The sequence below is a fragment of the Stenotrophomonas sp. YJH_SMC_33 genome, from assembly GCF_059372295.1.
The window spans coordinates 182,325-203,594 of record NZ_JCAFVJ010000006.1; the positions used below are offsets into that span (position 1 = coordinate 182,325).

The window sequence follows — 21,270 nt, forward strand, 5'->3', positions numbered from 1 at the left end:
GTCAGGCTCCGGAAGCAGGGGAAGAACCGACCGGCACCCGCCAGCCGTCGGCGGTACCGTCCGTGGCGCCGGGAACGAACACCATCGCCGCACCGTTCATGCAGTAGCGCAGCCCCGTCGGGCGCGGGCCGTCGTTGAACACGTGGCCAAGGTGGCCACCACAGCGGCGGCAGTGCACCTCTACCCGCAGCATCCCGAAGGTCACGTCGCGGTCTTCGCCGATGGCGTTGTGCAGCGGTGCCCAGAAGCTGGGCCAGCCGGTGCCGCTCTCGAACTTGGTGGAGGAGGAGAACAGCGGCAGTGCACAGCCGGCGCAGGCGAAGGTGCCTTGCCGGTGTTCCTTGTTGAGCGGGCTGCTCCAGGGGCGTTCGGTGGCCTGCTGGCGCAGCACCGCGTACTGCGCCGGGGTCAACCGCTGGCGCCATTGCGCATCGCTGTGCATGACCTCGAACTGTCGCGGCGGGCGCGCTTCAGCGGCCGCCGGGGCGGCGCGGCTGCAGGCCCCCAGACCGAGCAGGCCGGCAGCGGTGGCAACACCACCCAGGCCCAGCAGATGGCGGCGGGACAAGGACATGGCGGACTCCGGGAAGGGGCGACGGGGCCATGCTGCGCCCGCCCGGGTCAACGAATCCTCACGCAGGATTCAATTTTTCGTGAGGTATCGGCGGCCGCCCCGCGCCACAATGCTGCCAGCCTCCCCACTGGCCCCGAGCTGCCGATGTCGACCAAACGCGTGCTGATCGTTGAAGACGATGCCCACATCGCCGACCTGCTGCGCATGCACTTGGGCGATGAGGGCTACGACGTGGCCCATGCCGCCAGCGGCGATGCCGGCCTGCGCCTGCTGGAGCATGAAGGTCCGTGGGATGCATTGGTGCTGGACGTGATGCTGCCCGGCGTGGATGGCCTGCAGGTCTGCCAGCGTGCACGCGCGATGGCGCGCTATGTGCCGATCATCATCATCAGCGCGCGCGGCAGCGAAACCCAGCGCATCGTCGGCCTGGAACTGGGCGCGGACGATTATCTGGCAAAGCCCTTCTCGATGCCGGAACTGGTAGCGCGGGTGCGCGCATTGCTGCGCCGCGCCGAGGCGATGGCGCAGAGCGCACGCATCGATGCCGGCGCGATCGAACTGGGCGGCCTGCAGCTGGATCCGGTCGCGCGCACCGCCTCGGTGGATGGCAACGCGCTGGAGCTGACCCCGCGCGAGTTCGACCTGCTGCTGTTCTTCGCCCGTCATCCGGACCAGGTGTTCGCGCGCATGGAACTGCTCAACCAGGTCTGGGGCTACCAGCACGATGGCTACGAACACACGGTCAACACCCATATCAATCGCCTGCGCAGCAAGATCGAGCCGGACCCGGCCAACCCACGGCGGTTGCTGACGGTGTGGGGCCGCGGCTACAAGCTGGTCGATCCGGCCGGGGCGGCGGCATGATCAAGCCGAACCTGTGGCAGAAGCTGGCGGTGGTGACCGCTGCGCTGATGCTGGCGTGCTGCATGGCGCTGCTTGCACTGCAGATGCGGGCCAACACCCGCCACGAGCAGGAGGTGGTACAGCGGCTGTCGCTGGGCCTGGCCGAGCACATTGCCCAGCGCAGCGAGCTGATGGATACCAGCGGCATGCGCGATGCCGCCGTGCGCGCGCTGTTCGGCCAGCTGATGGCGGTCAACCCCAGCGTCGAGGTCTACCTGCTGGACGACCAGGGCCGCATCCTTGGCCACGATGCGCCCAGTGGGCACCTGGTGCGCACCCGGGTGGACGTGGCGCCGCTGCGCCGCCTGCTGGCGGGAGCACCGTTGCCGATCCTCGGTGATGATCCGCGCAGCGCCGATGGCCGCAAGGTGTTCAGTGCTGCACCGTTGATCGTGCAGGGCCGCCAGGCCGGCTATGTGTACGTGGTGCTGGTGGGCGAGCACCGGCAGATGCTGGCCGACGACCTCGCTGCCGGCAGCCAGTGGAACACCACGCTGTGGTCGGTGGCACTCGTTGGTGGCCTCGGCCTGCTGGCCGGGCTGGTGGCCTTCTACTGGGTGACACGCCCGCTGCGGCGGCTGACCCGGCGCATCCAGGCCTTCGACATCGATGCACCCACGCCACTGCCGCCGGCGGAGCCGCTGCGCCCGGGTGAGCGCGATGAACTGGTGATCCTCGAACATGCGCATGCGCAGATGGCGCGACGGTTGGGCGAGCAGTGGCAGCAGCTGCGCCAGCAGGATCTGCAGCGCCGCGAGCTGGTCGCCAACATCTCGCATGACCTGCGTACGCCGTTGTCGTCGCTGCATGGCTACCTGGAAACACTGGCGTTGAAGGACGCCACGCTGTCGCCGGACGAGCGGCGCCGTTATCTCGGCATCGCGCTGGCACAGAGTGCCAAGGTCGGCCGGCTGGCACGCGCGCTGTTCGAGCTGGCGCGGCTGGAACATGGCGAAGTGCGCCTGGAGTGGGAAGTGTTCGCGCTGCCGGAACTGCTGCAGGATGTGCTGCAGAAATTCGAGCTGGCGGCGCAGGCGCGCAACCAGCACCTGCACGCCGAGTTCCCGCCCGGCCTGCCGCTGGTGCGTGCCGATCTGGGCCTGGTCGAGCGGGTGCTGACCAACCTGCTCGACAACGCGCTGCGGCATGCACCCGAGGGTGGGCAGATCGAGGTGCGCCTGCGCGCAACCGATGACAGCGTGGAGGTGAGCGTGGCCGATGATGGCCCCGGGGTGGCGCCAGCGCTGCGCACCCACCTGTTCCAGGCACCGGCCGCGCTCGGCGCTCGGCGTGGCGAGAACGGCGGGCTGGGCCTGCTGATCGTGCAGCGCATCGTGCAGCTGCATGGGCGCAGGATCGAACTGCGTGACAGCGCGAGCGGCGCGTTGTTCGTGTTTGCCCTGCCACGCGCCGAACCGGCGGCCTAGCAGGCCGGTTCGCCCGTCACCGCACCGCCGCTTTCCAGCGGCAGTTTCAGGCGGATGCACGCACCTCCCAGTTCGGAGTCGGTCACTTCAACGTGGCCGCCGTGCTTGTCGGCCACCACCTGCACCAGCGCCAGGCCGAGGCCGAAGCCCGGGCTGCCCGGGTCCAGCCGCACGTAGGGTTGCAGTACCTGGCCGCGCAGTTCGGGTGCGATGCCGGGGCCGTCGTCCTCCACCTGCAGGCACAGCCAGCCGTCATTGACGGTGCTGGCAATACGGATCTGCCGGCGCGCGTAACGCAGTGCATTGCCGAGCAGGTTGCGCAGTGCCAGCTCCAGCATGTGCCGGTTGACGTTGACCAGGCCCACCGGCGACAGCGCCTGCTGCACCGGCACCGGCAGCGGCGCGAACTGGGCGACCACGCCGCGCACCAGCGCCGCCAGCTGCAGGCGCTGGCGGGTCAGCTGATGGCAGCGACCCAGTGCGGCGTACTCGACGCCGGCGTCGGTCAGGTGCTGCAGCCGATCCACATCGGTGCGCAGGCCGCCCAGCGCATCGCGCTGCACGTCGTCGAGTGCGCTGTCTTCCAGCTCGGCCAGGCCGAACCGCATCCGTGCCAACGGCGTGCGGACTTCGTGCGCCACCGCCTGCGCGAGCACCCGCTGGCTTTCCAGCAGTTGCTGCAGCTGCTCGGCCATGTGGTTGAAGGCATTGGCCAGCGGCCGCACCAGTGCGGTGCCGGCGCGCGGCGCACGCGTGTCCAGCTGGCCGTCGCGCATCCGCCGCGCCGCCTGGGCCAGCTGCGAGACGTCGCGCCACAGCCGGTAGACCATCACGTACATCGGCAGTGCCACCGCCACCATCAGGATCAGCAGCAGGATCGCCACGCCGGAGACTTCGCTGTCCTGCCAGCTTTCGTCAGGCAGCGCTTCGTCCAGCGGCCCCAGCATCAGCGCGTAGCCGCTGTCACCGATGCGCTGCAGGCTGCGCATGTGCTCCAGGTCGATCTGCACCCGGCCGTTGTTGAATGGCGGTCGCTGGCTGGACTGCAGCGCCTTCACCGCCTCGGCCAAAGGAACCAGGCGTAGGGCATAGGCGAAATCAGCGTCGAGTTCGCGGGCCAGCGCCGGCCACTGTTCACGCGGGGTTTCGGCGAAGCGATGCTGCAGCAGCGCGTGCGTGCCGCGCATCTCGGCCTGCAGGCCGGCTTCGGTGCGGTCTTCCAGCAGGGCATCCCAGGCCCACAGGCCCAGCACGATCAGCAACAGATGGGCGAGCAGGAAGCCGATGCCGTAGCGCAGGAAGTGGAAGGCGTGGCCGCGCATCGCCGACGGCGTGCGCGTCATCCCCATGCCGAGCGGCTGAACAGGTAGCCGCGGCCGCGAACGGTCTTGATCCGTTCTGGCTGCTCCGGGTTGTCGCCCAGCTTGCGGCGCAGGCGCGAGATGCGGGCATCGATCGAGCGGTCCAGGCCGTCGAAGGCGATCCCGCGCAGGCCGCGCAGCAGCGCATCGCGGTCCAGGATCTGGCCGGCGTTGCTGGCCAGCAGGAACAGCAGGTCGAACTCGGCCGTGGTGAGCTCCAGCAGGCCGCCCTGCAGGTGTACGTTGCGGGTGGAAGGGTCGATGTTCAGCTCGCCGAAGCGCAGGCTGCCGTCACGTGGCTCGACCCGGCGGTGGCGGCGCAGGTGGGCACGCAGCCGGGCCAGCAGCACCCTCGGTTCGATCGGTTTGCCGATGTAATCGTCGGCCCCCAGTTCCAGGCCCAGCACCTGGTCGATGTTGTCGGTGCGGGCGGTCAGCACGCAGATGATGCCGTCATAGTGGGGCCGGATCTGCCGACACACTTCGAAACCATCCTGGTCGGGCAGGCCGACATCGAGCAGGACCAGCGCCGGCTTTTCCGCCAGGATCCGGGCCACTGCCCGTTCGCCGCTGCGTTCATGGGCGACCTGGTAGCCATGCCGCTGCAGGTAGTCACTGACCATCGTTCCCAGGCGGGCATCGTCTTCGACCAGTACGATATCCAGCATTTCCAAGGCCTCCGTGGACGCAAACGTACCGCCACGGCACGAGCGCGGCGATGCTATCCCAGCCTGCGGGCCGCCCGGGTCGAGCGGGTGGGCGCCATTCAGCCGGGGTTGCTGGCGCTGGGGCCGCACTCCAGGCCTGGCAACAGCTTGGCGTTGAGCATAGCCTGAGACTGTTACAAAGCGTTACCTTCGTGATACGTCTGGTGACCATCGCTGACAGCAACGCGACTGACGCGGGGCCGTCAGGGCGCAGAGCATGGAGTCTCCTCCGCTCCGCGTGCCGTTCCCATGTCGCCCGCCGCCGCCTGCCTGCTGACCCCGTCCCGCCGCTGCCGCTGCGGAGGTGCCCGATGAGCGGCGTGGTCGGGGCCTGGCTGCCGCCCGCCGAGGACGAACACCTGCTGCAGCAGCTGGCGCCGATGCTGCGCACCCTGCAGCAGCGCGGCCGGGGCCGCATCGGCTACTGGACCGACGCCGAGGCCGGCCTGGCGTTGGGCCATTGCCGGGCGCCCACCGATACGCCGTTGCAGCCCCTGAGCTCGGACTGCGGTCGCTACGTGCTGTGCCTGGACGGCCGCCTGTACAACCGCAGTGACCTGCAGGCGCAGCTGCGCGACCTGCCACGCAGTTGCAGCGATGCGCGGCTGCTGCTGCAGGCGATCGTCGAATGGGGCGTGGAGCGGGCGCTGTCGCGCATCGAGGGCGCGTTCGGTTTCAGTGTGTGGGACCGGGAGGCGCGCGAACTGTGGCTGGCCCGCGACCGGGTCGGCGAGCGGCCGCTGTACTACGGTTGGTACCAGGGCCAGTTCCTGTTTGCCTCGGAGTTGAAGGCGCTTCAGGCCTTCGCCGGCTTTGCCCCTGGCATCGACCAGGATGCGCTGAGCCTGCTGCTGCGCCATGACTATGTGCCGGCACCACACACCATCTACCGCGGTATCCACAAGCTGGTGGCCGGCGCGATGCTGCGCATCGATCTGAATGACCATGCGGCTGGCGGTTCCAGCCAGGCCACACAGGGCGGCTCACGCTACTGGTGTGCACGCGATGCGATGCAGAGCGCGCTGCAGGAACCACTGCAGCCGGCACCCAGCCTGGAGCAGGCCACCGACCAGCTGGAAGCGGTACTGCAGAAGGCCATTGCCGCACGCATGCACTCGCCGCTGGCTTGCGGCGCGTTCCTGTCCGGAGGCACCGATTCCTCATTGGTAACCGCAATGATGCAGGCGCAGTCGACTCTGCCGATCGAAGCCTGGACGGTCGGTTTCGACGATCCCGGCCATGACGAGAGCGACTGGGCCTCGCAGGTCGCGCGGCATCTCGGCGTGCAGCACCACCTGCACCGCATGGACGCGCGCCAGGGCTTGGACCTGCTGCAGCGCCTGCCGCAGGTCTGGTGCGAGCCGTTCGCCGATGCCTCGCAGCTGCCGACCCTGCTCGCCAGCGAACTGCTGGGCGCTCGCAAGCCGGTTGCACTGACCGGTGATGGCGGCGATGAACTGTTCTTCGGTCACCCCAGCTACGGCCGCGCGCTGCGCAATGCACGACTGTGCGGCGGCCTGCCGGACTGGGTGCGTGACCTGGCACGGCGCAGCGGCAACCGGATGAACGTGGAGCGAGGCCGCCTCGGCGGCTGGCGTGCGCTGGTGGCGGAAGTCGCCGCCAACGACGTGGAAGGCCACTACCTGCAGCGCGTGACACGCTGGCGGCAGCCGGCGCAGGTGGTGCTGGGTGCACGCGAGCCGATGACGATCTTCCAGCAGCAGGACACCGCGCTGCCGGCCGAGGCGCGCATCCAGCTGCTGGATTTCCGCATGGACCTGGCCGAGGGCATCCTTGCCAAGGTTGATCGCGCGGGCATGGCGGCGGGCGTTGAAACCCGTGCGCCATTGCTGGACATGGAGGTGGTGCGCCTGGCCTGGCGCCTGCCGCAGCACCTGAAGTACCACGATGGCGAACACAAACTCATTCTGAAGAATCTGTTGGCACGCTACCTGCCCGAGCCGCTGGTGTACCGTCCCAAGCGTGGCTTTGGCCCGCCCATGGCGCGCTGGCTGGCCGGTCCGTTGCGCGATTGGGCGGAGGCGCTGCTGGACCCGCAGCTGCTTCGCAACCAGGGCTGCTTCGATGCGGCACGCGTGCGCGGCATCTGGGAAGCGTTCCTGCGCGGCGAGCGCAAGTGGCACACGCACCTGTGGAACGTGCTGATGTTCCAGGCGTGGCACCAGCATTGGCATGGTGGTCGCGGGCGCTGAGGTTCCTTCGCGGGGTGTCCTGCGCGGCGCAGGGCGGAGGCCCTTGCGTACGAATGTCCTCCGGCGCCGGCCGTTGGCCGTCACCTCCCCCTTTACTTCGTACGCAAGGGCATCCGCCCTGCGTTCGGAGTTCGTCGGCGCCTCGTTGAAAGGCGCCACGAGCGCTGCGCTTTACCTGCCGTAAGCCGAGCCTCGTCGGGGTGGGCGGGGGTCTGGGCAAAGTAAAGGAGGAGGTGGCGGCCAACGGCCGGCGGCGGGGGACATCTGCCCAGGCCCCTGCCTGTCCCGGCGGGGCCCCTCAGTTCGCAGAGACATCGGACGAAGACGCACTCCGGAATCCGGACGCCAGGCAAAAAAAGACCCGGCAGAGGGAGGGATCTGCCGGGTCCGGATTGCATGGGGGGAGGGACCCACGCAATGAGCGTTGCGTCGCGTCAGTGGTTGCTCGCGTCCGCCGTTGATTCGTTGTAACCCTGCACCAGTTCGGACCACGCCTTGCTGGCCACCAGGCCGAGACCGACCACGTCCTGCTGGGCCTGGCCCAGCCGCTGCAGGTTGTCCTGCCACAGCTGTGCGCCCTTGTTGAGCATCCCGGCCGCGTCGTCGCTGCGGGCCAGTTCGCCCAGCCAGCCGCCGGTCGCGGTCAGGTTGCGCTCCATCACCTTCAACTGCACGCCGAACATGCTTTCCGCGTTCTCCAACGCCAATCGGTTTGCGCGCGTTGCGGCGGCGGCGAACTGGCGGGTGGCATCACTGAAGCGATCGCTGAAGGCGGCGGCCATGGGGGGCATCAGGGAGTGGCTTGATGCATTGCAGCATACGCCGTTGATGCGGCAATGCAACAAAAATAACAAAGGCGCTCGGGGCGCCTTTGAAAAGCCTTTCAGATCAATGGGTTGATCAGGCCGTCGGGCCGCGGTAGCGACAGCCGGAGGTGCAGGTTTCGTGCACGGTGATCTCGCTCAGCGCCGGCAGGCTGGGCTTGAGTTCGTTCCAGATCCACACCGCCAGGTTCTCGCTGGTCGGGTTCTCCAGGCCGGGGATGTCGTTGAGGTAGTGATGGTCCAGGCGGTCATAGATCGGCTGGAAAGCCGCCTTCACGTCGCCGAAGTCCATGATCCAGCCGGTCTGCGCGCCGGGCTCGCCCTCGACCTTCAGTTCCACCCGGAACGAGTGGCCATGCAGGCGCGCGCACTTGTGACCCGGCGGCACGTTGGGGAGGCGGTGCGCCGCCTCGAGCATGAAGACTTTGAAGATTTCCATGGCGCGATTGTACGCCGCCGGTGGCCGGCCATCCTGAGCGATTGTTGGACTTTCGTGAAGTAGTTCTTTCCATCCGGATGAAGAGATGATAGTTTCTCTTATATCCGTATGAAGAGATGTTATTGGCCGGACCCCGGCCAGGCATGGACTACTGCGGAACTACGTCGCCCTTTCCACCTCCCCACATCGTCATGCCCAAGCACACCCTGCTCGTGGCGGCCCTGGCCGTCGCTCTGGCCGCGCCTTTGTCCGCCGCCGCCGAAACCTCCGCCGACGCCAGTGGCGAAGCCAGCACCCTGGCCGCCGTGCGCGTCACCGGTTCCAACATCAAGCGCACCGATACCGAGGCCTCCAACCCGGTGCAGGTGATCGGCCGCCAGCAGTTGGAACAGACCGGCAAGGCCACCGTCGCCGACGTGCTGCGCTCGATCTCGGCCAACACCGGCAACGCTGCCAACGAAACCACCAACAATGGCTGGGCGTCCGGCTCGGCCGGCATCGGCCTGCGTGGCCTGTCGCAGAAGAACACGCTGGTGCTGCTCAACGGCCGCCGGCTGGCCAACTATGGCTTCCCGGCCGGTGGCCTGTCCGACACCTTCGTCGATCTCAATGCGCTGCCGCTGGTCGCGGTCGAGCGCATTGAGGTGCTCAAGGACGGCGCCTCGGCGGTGTACGGCTCCGACGCCGTGGCCGGCGTGGTCAACATCATCACCCGGCAGAACTTCGAAGGCGCCGAGATCGGCGGCAGCTTCGGCGGTGCCGACCAGGGCGGCCTGCACGAGCAGAACCTGAAGTTCGTCGGCGGCCTGGGTGATCTCGACACCGATGGCTACAACATCCTCTTCAGTCTGCAGGGGTACAACCGTGAGCGCCTGGACCAGGACGAACGCAACCTGACCAGGAGCGGCATCTACACCGACAAGCCGGGTGGCCGCTGGAACGGCTGGTCGGCCAAGGGCGCGCGCTACCTCATCAACGGCGTGTCGGTGCCGATGCTCGACGCCAACGGCAACTGCCCGGCCGGCACCACCCGCGTTGCCAGCGCGCCGATTGATGGCCTGTCCGGTGACACCTGCGGCTTCAACCAGGCGCCGTTCACCACGCTGATCCCCTCGACCAAGCGTTACCAGGCCTATGCCAACGGCACCTTCCGCCTGAACGACAACGTCGAGGCCTTCGGCGAAGTGCTGTACAGCCAGATCAAGAGCGCCGCGTGGTTCGGCAGCAGCCCGTTCTTCACCCTGGAAAGCGGCCGCTTCGCGTTGAACGCCAACAGCGGCCTGGCCGAGCCGGTGTCGTCGCTGCTGCCGGCCAACAATCCGTACAACCCGTACGGCCGTGCGATCCCGATCGAGTACACGTTCTTCGACCTTGGTGGCACCATCAAGACCAACCGATCCACGGCCTATCGCGGCGTGTTCGGCCTGCGCGGCACCACCGCCAACTGGGACTGGGAAGTGGCTGCATTCGGTGCGCGCAGCAGCGAGCGCGAGAGCGTGTCCGGCGGCTTCGCCAATCGCTGGGCGCTGGCCGACGCGCTGGCCACCGGCAGCTACAACCTGCTCAACCCGGCGGCCACGCCGCAGTCGGTGCGCGATTCGATCAACATCGCCACGCTGCGTCCGGCCGAATCCAAGCTGCAGGGTATCGATGCGAAGATTTCCGGCAGCCTGGGCCATACCTGGGCGGGTGAGATCGGCTTCGCGGCCGGTGCCGAGTGGCGCCGCGAAAAGCTCGACTCCAACAACCCGTGGCAGATCGATGCCGGCCTGCAGGTGCGCCCGGCCATTGCCGAAGTACACGGCAAGCGCCAGGTCAGTGCGGCCTACGCCGAAGTGAACGTGCCGCTGGCCTCGACGCTGGAGCTGTCCGCCGCCGCGCGCGCCGACCACTACGACGATTTCGGCGATGCGTTCTCGCCGAAGATCGGCCTGCGCTGGCAGCCCCTGGATGTCCTGCTGGTGCGTGCGTCCGCTTCGAAGGGCTTCCGCGCACCGTCGCTGTCGGAAAACTCCAACAGCACCAGCATCGCCTACGGCAGCGTGGTTGATCCGCGTGATCCGGACGTGCCGGGCTCGCGCCAGAACCCGACCTTCTTCACCGTCGGTAACAACGCACTGAAGCCGGAGCGAACCAAGAGCGTGAACTTCGGCGTGGTGCTGTCACCGTGGGCCAACACCAACCTGAGCGTGGACTATTACCGCATCCAGCTGGACAACCTGGTCGGCACCAACAATACCCAGACCCTGGTCAACGACAACGTGGCTGGCGCGGTGCAGCGCGATGAGCGCGGCAAGCTGCAGGCGGTCTACAACCGCTACCAGAACCTGAGCGAGCTGAAGACCTCGGGTATCGACGTCGAACTGCGCCAGCGCATCCCGACCGCGGCGCTGGGTGACTTCACCGTGTCCTCGGCCTACACCCACGTGCGCGACTACCGTCGCCCGACCGTGGTCGGTGGCCCGCTGGTGGACTACGCCGGCAGCAACCTGGGCGCGACCCTGCCCAAGGACAAGGCCACCACCACGCTGGACTGGAAGTACGGTGATTTCAACGCCGCAGTAACCTGGTACTACACCAGCAGCTACCGCCAGGAAGCCAGCACCGCAGCCAAGGCCGTGCAGCAGCGCGTCGGCAGCTATAGCCAGTACGACCTGTACCTGGGCTACACCGGCATCGACAAGCTGACGCTGTATGCCAAGGTGCAGAACCTGGCTGACAAGACGCCGCCGTACGACGCTTCGTTCCCGGGCATCCGCGCGCCATACGACTTCAGCCAGTACGACCTGCGCGGCCGCTACTTCACGCTGGGCTTTGATTACCGCTTCTGATCCATCCGCTGCGGCCGGTTTCTTCAGGGAGCCGGCCGCGCGACCGTCTGCCGTTGTGTCCTGGGGAGTCACCGTGTCCTTGCATCGTCGTGCCGTTCTTCCGTTGCTGATCGCCGCCGCCACCGCACTGTCCTGCCCGCAGCCAGCGCAGGCACAGAGTGCGTACTTCTTCCCGCAGGCCGTCGACGCGGCCGCGTTCGATACGTCCATTCCCACACCCGAGCAGTTCCTCGGCTACCCGATCGGCAGCCGTTACACCCGGCACGACCAGCTGGTGGCGTACTTCCAGGAACTGGCGAAACGCTCGGACAAGATCAGCGTGCGCGAGATCGGCCGCAGTTACGAGGGCCGCCCGTTGCTGATCGCCACGGTAACCGCTGCCGGCAACCACGCGCGGTTGGAACAGATCCGCCAGCAGCACGCGACCCTGGTCGATCCGGCGCAGCCGCGCAGTGCGGCGGGCGACAGCCCGGTGGTGGTGTGGCTGGGTTACAGCGTGCATGGCAACGAGACCTCCAGCGCCGAGGCGGCGATGCTGACCGCCTACTACCTGGTGGCCAACCGCAGTGCCGAGACCCAGCAATGGCTGCAGCAGGCGGTGGTGCTGTTCGACCCGGCGCAGAATCCGGACGGTCGCGATCGCGCCGCCAACTGGCACAACGCGTGGGCCTCCGATCCGGCCTCGGCCGACCCGGCTGACAAGGAGCACGTCGAGCCGTTCCCGCAGGGCCGCACCAACCACTACTTCACCGATCTCAACCGCGACTGGCTGGCCCTGACCCAGCAGGACTCGCGGCCGAAGGTGGAGGTGTTCCACCAGTGGTACCCGAACGTGCAGATCGACTTCCACGAAATGGGCAAGGACAGCACCTACTACTTCGAGCCTTCGCCGAAGAGCATGCACAGCCCGTTGATTCCGGCGCCGTCGTACGAGTTCAACAAGACCCTGGCCAAGTACCACGCGCAGGCGCTGGATGCCTTGGGTTCGCTGTACTACACCGGCGAGAATTTCGACAACTTCTCGCCGGTGTACGGCTCGACCTATCCGGACTTCCACGGCGCGGTCGGCGTCACCGTCGAGCAGGCCAGTTCACGTGGCCGCGTGCAGGAATCGGTGAATGGCCTGCTGACCTTCCCGTTCACCGTCCGCAACCAGGTCGCCACCGGGCTGGGCACGGTGCGTGGTGCAGTGGCCGAGCGCAGTGGCCTGTTCGACCTGCAGAAGCAGTTCTTCCAGAGCGCGTTGAAGCAGGCCGCACAGCAGCCGGTGAAGAGCTTCGTGTTCGGCGACGCGCACGATCCGGCACTGACCCGTCGCCTGCTGGAACTGTTGCTGCTGCATCGCATCGAGGTACGTGCGCTGGAGCGTGCAGTCACCGTCGATGGGCAGCGCTTCGATGCCGGCAGCGCCTACGTGGTGCAGGTGCAGCAGGCGCAGTTCCGCCTGGTGCATTCGATCTTTGCCGAGACGCCGCCGATCAAGGGCGACGTGTTCTACGGCAGCACCAGCTATGCAATCGCACCGGCCTACGGCGTGGCCTTCGCCGGCAGCCGCAGCCGTATCGAAGGCGGCGCACGGGTGACTGCGTTGCCGGCGCAGCAGGGCGCGGTGCTGGGTGGCCAGGCCGGGTTCGCCTACGCGATCGACTGGCGCGACTACAACGCCGGGCGCGCGCTGGCCGCGCTGCAGGGCAAAGGCGTGAGCGCACGTGCAGCATTCCAGCCGTTCACCACCGCGACCGCGCAGGGCGACGTCAGCTTCGCCGCCGGCAGCCTGGTGATTCCGGTTGCCGGGCAAGCGCTGCAGGGCGCGGCGCTGCTTGAGGCAGTGACATCGGCCGCGCGCGAGGCAGGTGTGCAGGTGCACGCGCTGTCCAGTGGCCGCAGCCGCGAAGGCATCGATCTGGGCAGTGACGGCGTCAAGGCGCTGCGCAAACCCGCGGTTGCGCTGGTGATGGGTGAGGGCGTGGCCGCCACCGAGATCGGCTCGGCCTGGTTCCTGCTCGACCAGCAGTTGCATTTGCCTGCCAGCAAGCTGGACCCGCAGCAGCTGGGCAAAGTGTCCCTGGACCGCTACACCACGATCGTGCTGTCCGGGGGTACCTACACCGGCGTCGATACCACGGCGGTGGCTGCGCTGAAGCGCTGGGTGCAGGCGGGTGGCTCGCTGGTTACCTACGGCAGTGCATCGAAGTGGGCGATCGAGCAGAAGTTGGCCGACGGCGAGAAGCTCGGCAAGGAAGAAGAGACTGCCGACGAGAGCCGCCGTGCATTCGGTGACCAGCGCGACATCGCCGCGATCGAGCGGGTCAGCGGCAACATCCTGAGCGCCGATGTGGACACCAGTCATCCGCTGGCGTTTGGCGTGCCGCGCCGGCAACTGGCGATCAACAAGGAGAGCACGGTGACGCTGCAGCCGAGCACGAATCCGTTCTCGACGGTGGTACGCATCGACACACCGCCGCGGGTGAATGGCTATCTTTCCGAGCGCAACCGTGCGCGGGTGGCGGGCAGCGCGTGGGTGCTGGTGTCGGCGCAGGGGCAGGGCAACGTGGTGCTGTTTGCCGATGACCCGGCGCACCGCAAGTACTGGCACGGCACGGACCGGTTGTTGATCAACGCGATCTTCTTCGGGAATCTGGTGAATCCGGGTAAGGCGCGGGGTTGAGGCGTTTGGCGCCGAGTCGTTGTTGTGCTTGGGAGGCAGGGGGCCTCAGCCAGGACACGCCGTGAACCCATCCATGGGGGCTCGATGGCGCCATCCTTGGCGCCAACGGTCCTGGCTGAGGCCCCCTGCCTCCCATGACAGTTTCCTGCGGGCGCGGACGCATCAGACCCCAAGGCGGGAGCAAGGGCAAAAGCAAAAGCAAAGGCAAAGCCAGGAATTGCGGCTTCGGCTTTTGACTTTGAATTTGAATTTGATCTTTCTTCTCCCGGCTACCCGGCGGGAGAAGAAGGCGCCGGCAATGCTTGAAGCGGATGGGCATGGGGGCAGCGCAGAACCGTTGGCGCCATGGATGGCGCCATCGAGCTTACATGGACGTATTTACAGCGTGTTCTGCGCTGCCCCCATGCCCATCCGCCCTCGGTACTGCCACCGCGTGCTTTGTCACCCGGTAGCCGGCAACAAAAAAGGACGGCGCGTCAGCGCCGTCCTTCGATAGCCCCCCGCGCAGCGGGAAGCACCCTCCATGTCAGCTGGGATCAGCCAGCGCGACCACCGCCGCCACCCTGGCCACGACCACGGCCGCCACCATTGCCACCACCGCCACGGCGCTGGCCCTGGCCGGCACCTGCACGCCGCTGGCCATTTCCACCGCCTTCGCGGCGGCCACCGCCGGCCTTCTTCGGGCCGGCATGCGCATGGCGCGGCGCATCACCGTGCGGACGGCGCGCGTGGCTCTTGCGCGGTGCGCGCTCACCGGTATCGTGCTCGGCCTTGCCCGGCGCACTGTTGCCCCAGCGGATCGGAACCTGCAGTTCGAAGCCCGGTACATCGCGGATGTCCATGTCGCGGCCCAGCAGGCGCACGATCGCGCGCAGCAGCTTCACTTCATCCTGCGCCACCAGCGAAATCGCCTGGCCGGTCGCGCCGTTGCGGCCGGTACGACCGATGCGGTGCACGTAGTCCTCGGCCACCATCGGCAGGTCGAAGTTGATCACCTTCGGCAGCTCGTTGATGTCGATGCCGCGCGCAGCGATGTCGGTGGCCACCAGCACGGTCACGCGGCCGGCCTTGAAGTCGCCCAGCGCACGCAGGCGCTGGCCCTGGCTCTTGTTGCCATGGATCGCCGCGGTCTTGATGCCCGACTTTTCCAGGAACGTGGCCAGCTTGTCGCTGCCGTGCTTGGTACGGGCGAACACCAGGGTCTGCTCGCGGCTGTCCTGCGCCAGCAGGTGCAGCAGCAGGTCGCGCTTGCGGCCGGCATCGACCGGGTGCACGCGGTGGGTGATGGTTTCGGCCACGGTGTTCTTCGGCGTCACCTGGATCTGTTCCGGGTTGCGCATGAACTCCAGCGCCAGCTGGCGGATGTTGTCCTCGAAGGTGGCCGAGAACAGCAGGGTCTGGCGGTTCTGCTTCGGCAGCTTGGCCAGGATGCGCTTGATCGACGGCAGGAAGCCCATGTCGAGCATGCGGTCGGCTTCGTCCAGCACCAGCAGTTCAATGCCGGACAGGTCGACGCTGCGACGCTCCAGGTGGTCGATCAGGCGGCCCGGGCAGGCCACCAGCAGGTCCACGCCACGGCGCAGGATGTCCAGCTGGTTGCCCATGCCGACACCGCCGTAGATGCAGGCGCTGGGGATACGCAGGTACTTGCTGTAGCCGCGCAGGCTGTCATGCACCTGGGTGGCCAGTTCGCGGGTCGGGGCCAGGATCAGCGCACGCGGCTTGCGCGGGCCGGCACGCACTTCCTGCGAGGCGGTGCCCAGGTGCTGCAGCAACGGCAGGCCGAATGCGGCAGTTTTGCCGGTACCGGTCTGTGCGCCGGCCAGCAGGTCGCGACCGGCCAGCGCCAGCGGGATCGCCTGCTGCTGGATCGGGGTCGGGTTTTCGTAGCCCTGCTCGGCAAGCGCACGCAGCAGGAAGGGCGCCAGGCCCAGCGATTCAAAAGACATTGAGATTGCTCCAGGTACAAGAAACGCCTGTCCGAACGGACAGACGGGGGCAGATCAAAGTGATCGGCTGACTCGGAGCGTTCCCGTGAACCGCGCTGCGAGAATTGGGTGCAGCCGGCACGAAGCGCAGGCTGGAATGCGTGACGAACGGCGTCGGAGTGGGGGCGGGCGAAGAGGGCGGACCCTGGTCGCCGGCGATCCCGAAGGGAAACGGACGGCCGCTGCAGACCCCGCAAGTCTAAACGATGTTTGAGACTTCACGCAAAAAGGCCTGTTCAGGTAAGGGGTTCTCTCTGCAGGGCTGCGCCCTGCACCCGCAGAGGCCAAAGCGACGTCAACGTCAAAAGCGGGTTTCCTGAGGGATGGCGGGGTGGGTCCGGTGGCGGGAGACGCCGTAAACCCGTCCATGGGGGCTTGGCCGCGGCATCCATGCCGCGGACACTCCCGCCACCGGGCCCACCCCGCCTTCGACAGTTTCCCGCGAGCTGCTGGGACGTCTCTTGGTGTCAGATCCGCTTTCCTTTGGAAAACGGATCTGTCCCCCGGAATTCCATTCGATATCTGACCAATGTGTCGACCAAGGTCGACATCCACCAGCAGTCGCCGGAATGTGTCGAGGGCGGGCGGTGTCGGATTGCGGGGTGTCCGCGGCATGGATGCCGCGGCCAAGCCTACAGGGACGTACTTGCGGCGTCCCCGCAATCCGGCACCGCCCCGGCAACCCACGGAAAGCCAGCTGTTGCCGTTGCCGTTGCCGTTGCATTGAGCAGGTGCAGGGCTGCAAGCCCTGCCGAAGCCCCCACTACGGTAGGGTGGACCGATGCCGCGCTGCAGCTTGGCGTCGTCGCAGATTTGATTACACTTGAAACTTGTTTGCCCACGACTCCGGACACCCACCATGAAGCTTGGTTCCTTGAAGGAAGGCGGCCGCGACGGCACCCTGATCGTCGTCTCGCGTGACCTGCGCCACGGCGTGCGCGCCACCGGCATTGCCGCCACCCTGCAGCAGGCCCTGGAGGACTGGAGCCACATCGCGCCGCGCCTGAACGCCCTGTACGAATCGCTCAACGCTGGCGACGCCGATGGCGTGTTCGACCTCGATCCGCAGGCGCTGGCCGCACCGATGCCGCGTGCCTATGAGTTCGTCGATGGCAGCGCCTACCTGCCGCACGTCGAGCGCGTGCGCCGCGCCCGCGGTGCCGAGGTGCCCGAGAGCTTCTACACCGACCCGCTGATGTACCAGGCCACCAGTGCGGGCTTCTACGGCCCGCGCGATGCGGTCAAGGTGGTCAGCGAGGACTACGGCATCGACCTGGAAGCGGAGATCGTGGTGATCACCGACGACGTGCCGATGGCGGCCACCCCGGAACAGGCCGCCAGCCACATCCAGCTGGTCGGCCTGGTCAACGATGTCTCGCTGCGCAACCTGATCCCGGGCGAGCTGGCCAAGGGCTTCGGCTTCCTGCAGTCCAAGCCGCGTTCGGCGCTGTCGCCGGTGTTCGTCACCCCCGATGAGCTTGGTGCTGCGTGGCAGGACAGCAAGGTGCACCTGCCGCTGCTGACCCACATCAACGGCCAGTGGTTCGGTGCGCCGGAGGCGGGCGTGGACATGCAGTTCAACTTCGCCCAGCTGGTCGCGCATGCGGCCAAGACCCGCCCGCTGGGTGCCGGCACCATCGTCGGCTCGGGCACCATCGCCAATGAAGACACCAGCAAGGGTGCCTCGTGCTTCGCCGAGCAGCGCGTGGTCGAGACCCTGCGTGACGGCAAGCCGAGCACGCCGTTCATGTCCTTCGGTGACGTGGTCCGGATCGAGATGCTCGACGCTGCCGGCAACAGCATCTTCGGTGCGATCGAGCAGCGCATCGAACAGGCGGCCAGGCCCTGAGCATGGAGGCGGCGATGGAGATTCCGGTCGACGACGGCATCGTGCTGTACACCTACTGGCGATCCAGCGCCGCCTACCGCGTGCGCATCGGCCTGGAGCTGAAGGGCCTGGCCTGGGAGGCGCGGCCGGTGCATCTGGTGCGCGACGGTGGCGAGCAGCACCATGAGGCTTACCGCGCGCTCAATCCGCAGCAGCTGGTGCCGACCCTGCTGCATGATGGGCACACGTTGACCCAGTCACTGGCGATCATCGAGTACCTGGAAGAGCGCTTCCCACAGATGCCGCTGCTGCCGGCCGATCCTGCGGGCCGCGCACGGGTGCGGGCGCTGGCGCAGCTTGTGGCCTGCGATATCCATCCGATCAACAACCTGCGGGTGATGCAGTACCTGGAACGCGACCTGCAGCTGCCCGCCGACGCCCGCACGCAGTGGACCCTGCACTGGATCGCCGAAGGCTTTGACGCGATGGAAGCGATGCTGGCCAACAGCCGCGACACCGGCACCTTCTGCCACGGCGACCGTCCTGGCCTGGCCGACATCTGCCTGTTGCCGCAGCTGTACAACGCCCACCGCTTCGGCCTGGACCTGGCACCGTACCCGACCCTGCGCCGCATCGAAGCGGCGTGCCAAGCGCTGGACGCATTCGACCGCGCGCGTCCGGAACACCAGCCCGACGCTGCCTGACGGGCCGCTTCGCTCGCCGGGCGCGGCCCGGCGCTACCGGTCCCCGGTCCGTGGTAGCGCCGGGCCATGCCCGGCGGATGCCCCATCCCCTCGCAACATCTGCCGAAGGTCTTCCCGGAACAGCCGATAGCCGGCCTCGCGGCGTGCATCGTCGGTCTGCCGCAGCACCCACGCCGGGTGCACCGTGGCGTAGCCGCGGGTGCCGTCTTCGAGGGTGTGCCAGCGTCCGCGGTCGCGTGAGAGGTCGAAATCTCGACCGAATACCGAGGCTGCCGCAGTCGCGCCCAGGCACACAATCACCTGCGGCCGCACGCGCGCGATCTCACCCATCAGCCAGGGCCGGCAGGCCTGGATGTGACGGCTCTCCGGCCGCTTGTGCAGCCGCACCTTGCCGCGCCGCTCATGGTGGAAGTGCTTCACCGCGTTGGTGAGGTACAGCTGGGCGCGATCGATTCCCAGCTCCGCCAGTGCGCGGTCCAGCACCTGGCCGGCGGGTCCTGCGAACGGCTGCCCGCGCAGATCCTCGGTGTCGCCGGGTTGTTCTCCGACCAGCATCACCCCGGCCCCTGCCGGCCCCTGTCCGAACACGGTCTGCGTGGCCTGCTCCCACAACGGGCACTGGCGGCAGGCGCTGGCCTGTCCGCGCAGATTGTCCAGGCTGCTGGCTTCGGCTGCCGATGCCGGAGGGTTCGCTCGCAGCGGAATCCTGCGTTGCGGTGCCTGCGCGGGACGGTCATGCATTTCCTGCACGCGGTCGGCGGCGTCGCGCACCAGGCGTGGCAGCAACTGTGCTTCAGGCAGGTGGCGCCAGTACTTGGCCGGCATCTCCTGCATCATCATCCGTGTGTTGAGTCGCGCCGGATTGAAGATGCTGGCGTAGTAGGTCTGCCACAGCGACTCGCGTGCATCCTCGGCCGGGGCGTCCTCGCGCAGTGCACCGGGGCCGAAGGCAAGCGCCTGCCCATCCCAGGCGACGCTGCGCGAAGGCGTGAGGATGGCCCAGCGCATGCCGGTGAAACGGCGCGCGAAGAACGGCGCGACCCGGTCGACGATGTGGTGCTGCGGCTCGAACCAGGCGATGAACGCATCAGGCTGGCCAGGCACTTCGCGGAAGCGCACGAATGCCTTCATCTTGTGCGTGTCGCGGCGGACCGCCTGTGCCATGGCCATCGCCCTCAGTACGTCGGCATCGGCAGGGTTTGACAGCACCGAGCGTTCGCCATGGGCGATGCGCCACAGCAACCGGTACAGGAGGGCCATGCGTTGTCCGTCGCGATGGCACAGGCAGGTGGCCGCCAGTTCCAGGAAGTCGCGCGGTACCGTCGGTGCGCCAGCATCGGCCTGTGCGGGCGCCGAGGTGACCGCGGGCGCGTCCAGCAGTGATGCGTCGCTGCCCTCGAGCCAGTCCAGCTGCTCCGGCGCGACGCCGCGCAGCAGGGCTTCGCGCGCACCGCTGCGCCAGGCCTCCAGCGACCATGGCGGATCCACCCGCAGCGACCAGCGCTGCGCGTCAGGCCGCGGACGGGGCATCGAACAGCGAACCCTGTCGCGGCGGCGGGGCCAGCTGCGCGCGCAGCGCCGCCGGGTCGTCCAGTGCTTTGCGAGGGTGATGGTCGGCCAGCAGCACGAACGGCAGCAGCTTGCTCATCGGTGCCTTCAGGCGCGCGATGTCGGCCACGCGCAGCCGCCCGTGACGGCGTGCCATCAGCACGCGCTTGACGTTGCGCACGCCAAGGCCGGGCACCCGCAGCAGCATCTCCTTCGGTGCCCGGTTCAGATCGACCGGAAAGCGCTCGGGATGGCGGATCGCCCAGGCCATCTTCGGGTCGATATCCAGGTCGAGCATGCCGTCCTGGGTGGTATCGGTAATCTCATCCACGCCGTACCCGTAGAAGCGCAGCAGCCAGTCAGCCTGGTAAAGGCGATGTTCGCGCTGCAACGGTGGCGGCTGCAGTGGCAGCTGCCGGCTGGCGTCCGGAATCGGGCTGAACGCGGAGTAGTAGACCCGGCGCATGCGGTAGTTGCCGTACAGGCTGTCGGCGCTGGCCAGGATCTGCTGGTCGTTTGCCCCGTCCGCGCCGACGATCATCTGGGTGCTCTGCCCGGCCGGGGCGAAACGGGGAGGGCGCGGGCGTGCGATGCGGCTGGCCGTCGGCGCCACCGCTGCGGGGGCCTTGCGCGCCTCCTTGGCTTCCTCGATGCGCCAACGCAGTTCGCCCATCGCGCCACGGATGGAATGAACCGTCTTCTCCGGCGCCAAGGCGCTCAGGCCGGCTTCGGTCGGCAGTTCCACGTTGATGGACAGGCGGTCGGCATAGCGCCCGGCACTGGCCAGCAGTTCCGGCGAGGCCTCGGGAATGGTCTTGAGGTGGATGTAGCCGGCGTAGCGGTGTTCTTCGCGCAGTTGCCGGGCCACCTCCACCATCTGCTCCATGGTGTAGTCCGCATTGCGGATGATGCCGCTGGAGAGGAACAGGCCCTCGATATAGTTGCGCTTGTAGAAGTCCAGGGTGAGCGTGACCACCTCGTCTACGCTGAAACGTGCACGCGGCACGTTGCTGGAGACCCGGTTCACGCAGTAGGCGCAGTCGTAGATGCAGAAATTGGTCAGCAGGATTTTCAGCAGCGAAACGCAGCGGCCATCCGGTGTATAGCTGTGGCAGATGCCCATGCCCTCGGTGCTGCCGATACCGCCGCTGGCGCGTGAGTCGCGCTTGCCCGAGCCGCTGGAGGCGCAGGAGGCATCGTATTTGGCGGCGTCAGCCAGGATGGCAAGCTTGCGGATGGTTTCCATTGCGGAAAC

The 21,270-nt window shown here is 67.6% G+C and carries 15 protein-coding genes; 7 read left to right on the forward strand and 8 right to left on the reverse strand.

Translation table 11 applies throughout. From position 1 onward, the window contains the following. Window position 1 precedes the first annotated feature (1 nt). Window positions 2-574, reverse strand: a complete 573-nt coding sequence (msrB, locus tag AC5P9W_RS11850; RefSeq protein ID WP_021203379.1) for a peptide-methionine (R)-S-oxide reductase MsrB — start codon at window positions 572-574, stop codon at window positions 2-4. Window positions 575-718: 144 nt separating this feature from the next. Here msrB and AC5P9W_RS11855 point away from each other — a divergent pair, with 144 nt between their 5' ends. Then, complete coding sequence (locus AC5P9W_RS11855; protein ID WP_111097712.1) at window positions 719-1,438, forward strand: response regulator transcription factor; 720 nt, start codon at window positions 719-721, stop codon at window positions 1,436-1,438. After that, a complete protein-coding gene (locus AC5P9W_RS11860) occupies window positions 1,435-2,904 on the forward strand; it encodes a sensor histidine kinase (protein WP_021203380.1) in 1,470 nt (489 codons plus the stop codon). Before AC5P9W_RS11855 ends, AC5P9W_RS11860 begins: the two co-directional genes overlap by 4 nt. Here the strand turns inward: AC5P9W_RS11860 and AC5P9W_RS11865 are convergent. Both AC5P9W_RS11865 and AC5P9W_RS11870 read right to left on the reverse strand, forming a co-directional pair. Next, window positions 2,901-4,247 (reverse strand): ATP-binding protein, encoded by a 1,347-nt coding sequence (locus AC5P9W_RS11865; protein ID WP_111102060.1) that lies wholly within the window; start codon window positions 4,245-4,247, stop codon window positions 2,901-2,903. The genes AC5P9W_RS11860 and AC5P9W_RS11865 overlap by 4 nt on opposite strands. Next, on the reverse strand, window positions 4,244-4,933 hold the full coding sequence (locus AC5P9W_RS11870; protein WP_010484092.1) for a winged helix-turn-helix domain-containing protein: 690 nt from the start codon (window positions 4,931-4,933) through the stop codon (window positions 4,244-4,246). The genes AC5P9W_RS11865 and AC5P9W_RS11870 overlap by 4 nt, the downstream gene beginning before the upstream one ends. Window positions 4,934-5,283: 350 nt before the next feature. Between AC5P9W_RS11870 and asnB the strand changes: the two genes are divergently transcribed. After that, a complete protein-coding gene (asnB, locus tag AC5P9W_RS11875) occupies window positions 5,284-7,185 on the forward strand; it encodes an asparagine synthase (glutamine-hydrolyzing) (RefSeq protein ID WP_111102059.1) in 1,902 nt (633 codons plus the stop codon). Window positions 7,186-7,619: 434 nt separating this feature from the next. Here the strand turns inward: asnB and AC5P9W_RS11880 are convergent, their stop codons facing one another. Together AC5P9W_RS11880 and queD are read right to left on the reverse strand one after the other, a co-directional pair. Further along, window positions 7,620-7,967, reverse strand: coding sequence for a phasin family protein (locus AC5P9W_RS11880; protein ID WP_019660945.1), 348 nt, complete (start codon window positions 7,965-7,967; stop codon window positions 7,620-7,622). Between the two features lie 118 nt (window positions 7,968-8,085). Next, a complete protein-coding gene (queD, locus tag AC5P9W_RS11885; protein ID WP_005407953.1) occupies window positions 8,086-8,448 on the reverse strand; it encodes a 6-carboxytetrahydropterin synthase QueD in 363 nt (120 codons plus the stop codon). A 191-nt stretch (window positions 8,449-8,639) separates the two neighbouring features. On the opposite strand from queD, the gene AC5P9W_RS11890 reads away from it, so the two are divergent. After that, window positions 8,640-11,279, forward strand: a complete 2,640-nt coding sequence (locus AC5P9W_RS11890; RefSeq protein WP_111099285.1) for a TonB-dependent receptor plug domain-containing protein — start codon at window positions 8,640-8,642, stop codon at window positions 11,277-11,279. A 73-nt stretch (window positions 11,280-11,352) separates the two neighbouring features. Further along, window positions 11,353-13,947: a M14 family zinc carboxypeptidase gene (locus AC5P9W_RS11895; protein WP_031270202.1), complete on the forward strand. Its 2,595-nt coding sequence runs from the start codon at window positions 11,353-11,355 to the stop codon at window positions 13,945-13,947. 536 nt (window positions 13,948-14,483) lie between these two features. Here the strand turns inward: AC5P9W_RS11895 and AC5P9W_RS11900 are convergent. Continuing rightward, on the reverse strand, window positions 14,484-15,896 hold the full coding sequence (locus AC5P9W_RS11900) for a DEAD/DEAH box helicase (RefSeq protein WP_495219256.1): 1,413 nt from the start codon (window positions 15,894-15,896) through the stop codon (window positions 14,484-14,486). An 898-nt stretch (window positions 15,897-16,794) separates the two neighbouring features. On the opposite strand from AC5P9W_RS11900, the gene AC5P9W_RS11905 reads away from it, so the two are divergent. Continuing rightward, on the forward strand, window positions 16,795-17,784 hold the full coding sequence (locus tag AC5P9W_RS11905; RefSeq protein WP_019660949.1) for a fumarylacetoacetate hydrolase family protein: 990 nt from the start codon (window positions 16,795-16,797) through the stop codon (window positions 17,782-17,784). Between the two features lie 14 nt (window positions 17,785-17,798). Next, window positions 17,799-18,467: a maleylacetoacetate isomerase gene (gene maiA / locus AC5P9W_RS11910; RefSeq protein WP_111103843.1), complete on the forward strand. Its 669-nt coding sequence runs from the start codon at window positions 17,799-17,801 to the stop codon at window positions 18,465-18,467. A 33-nt stretch (window positions 18,468-18,500) separates the two neighbouring features. On the opposite strand, the gene AC5P9W_RS11915 is transcribed toward maiA, so the two are convergent. Continuing rightward, window positions 18,501-19,997, reverse strand: a complete 1,497-nt coding sequence (locus AC5P9W_RS11915) for a UdgX family uracil-DNA binding protein (RefSeq protein WP_111097800.1) — start codon at window positions 19,995-19,997, stop codon at window positions 18,501-18,503. Next, complete coding sequence (locus tag AC5P9W_RS11920; protein WP_457895049.1) at window positions 19,978-21,261, reverse strand: putative DNA modification/repair radical SAM protein; 1,284 nt, start codon at window positions 21,259-21,261, stop codon at window positions 19,978-19,980. Before AC5P9W_RS11920 ends, AC5P9W_RS11915 begins: the two co-directional genes overlap by 20 nt. Window positions 21,262-21,270 lie beyond the last annotated feature (9 nt).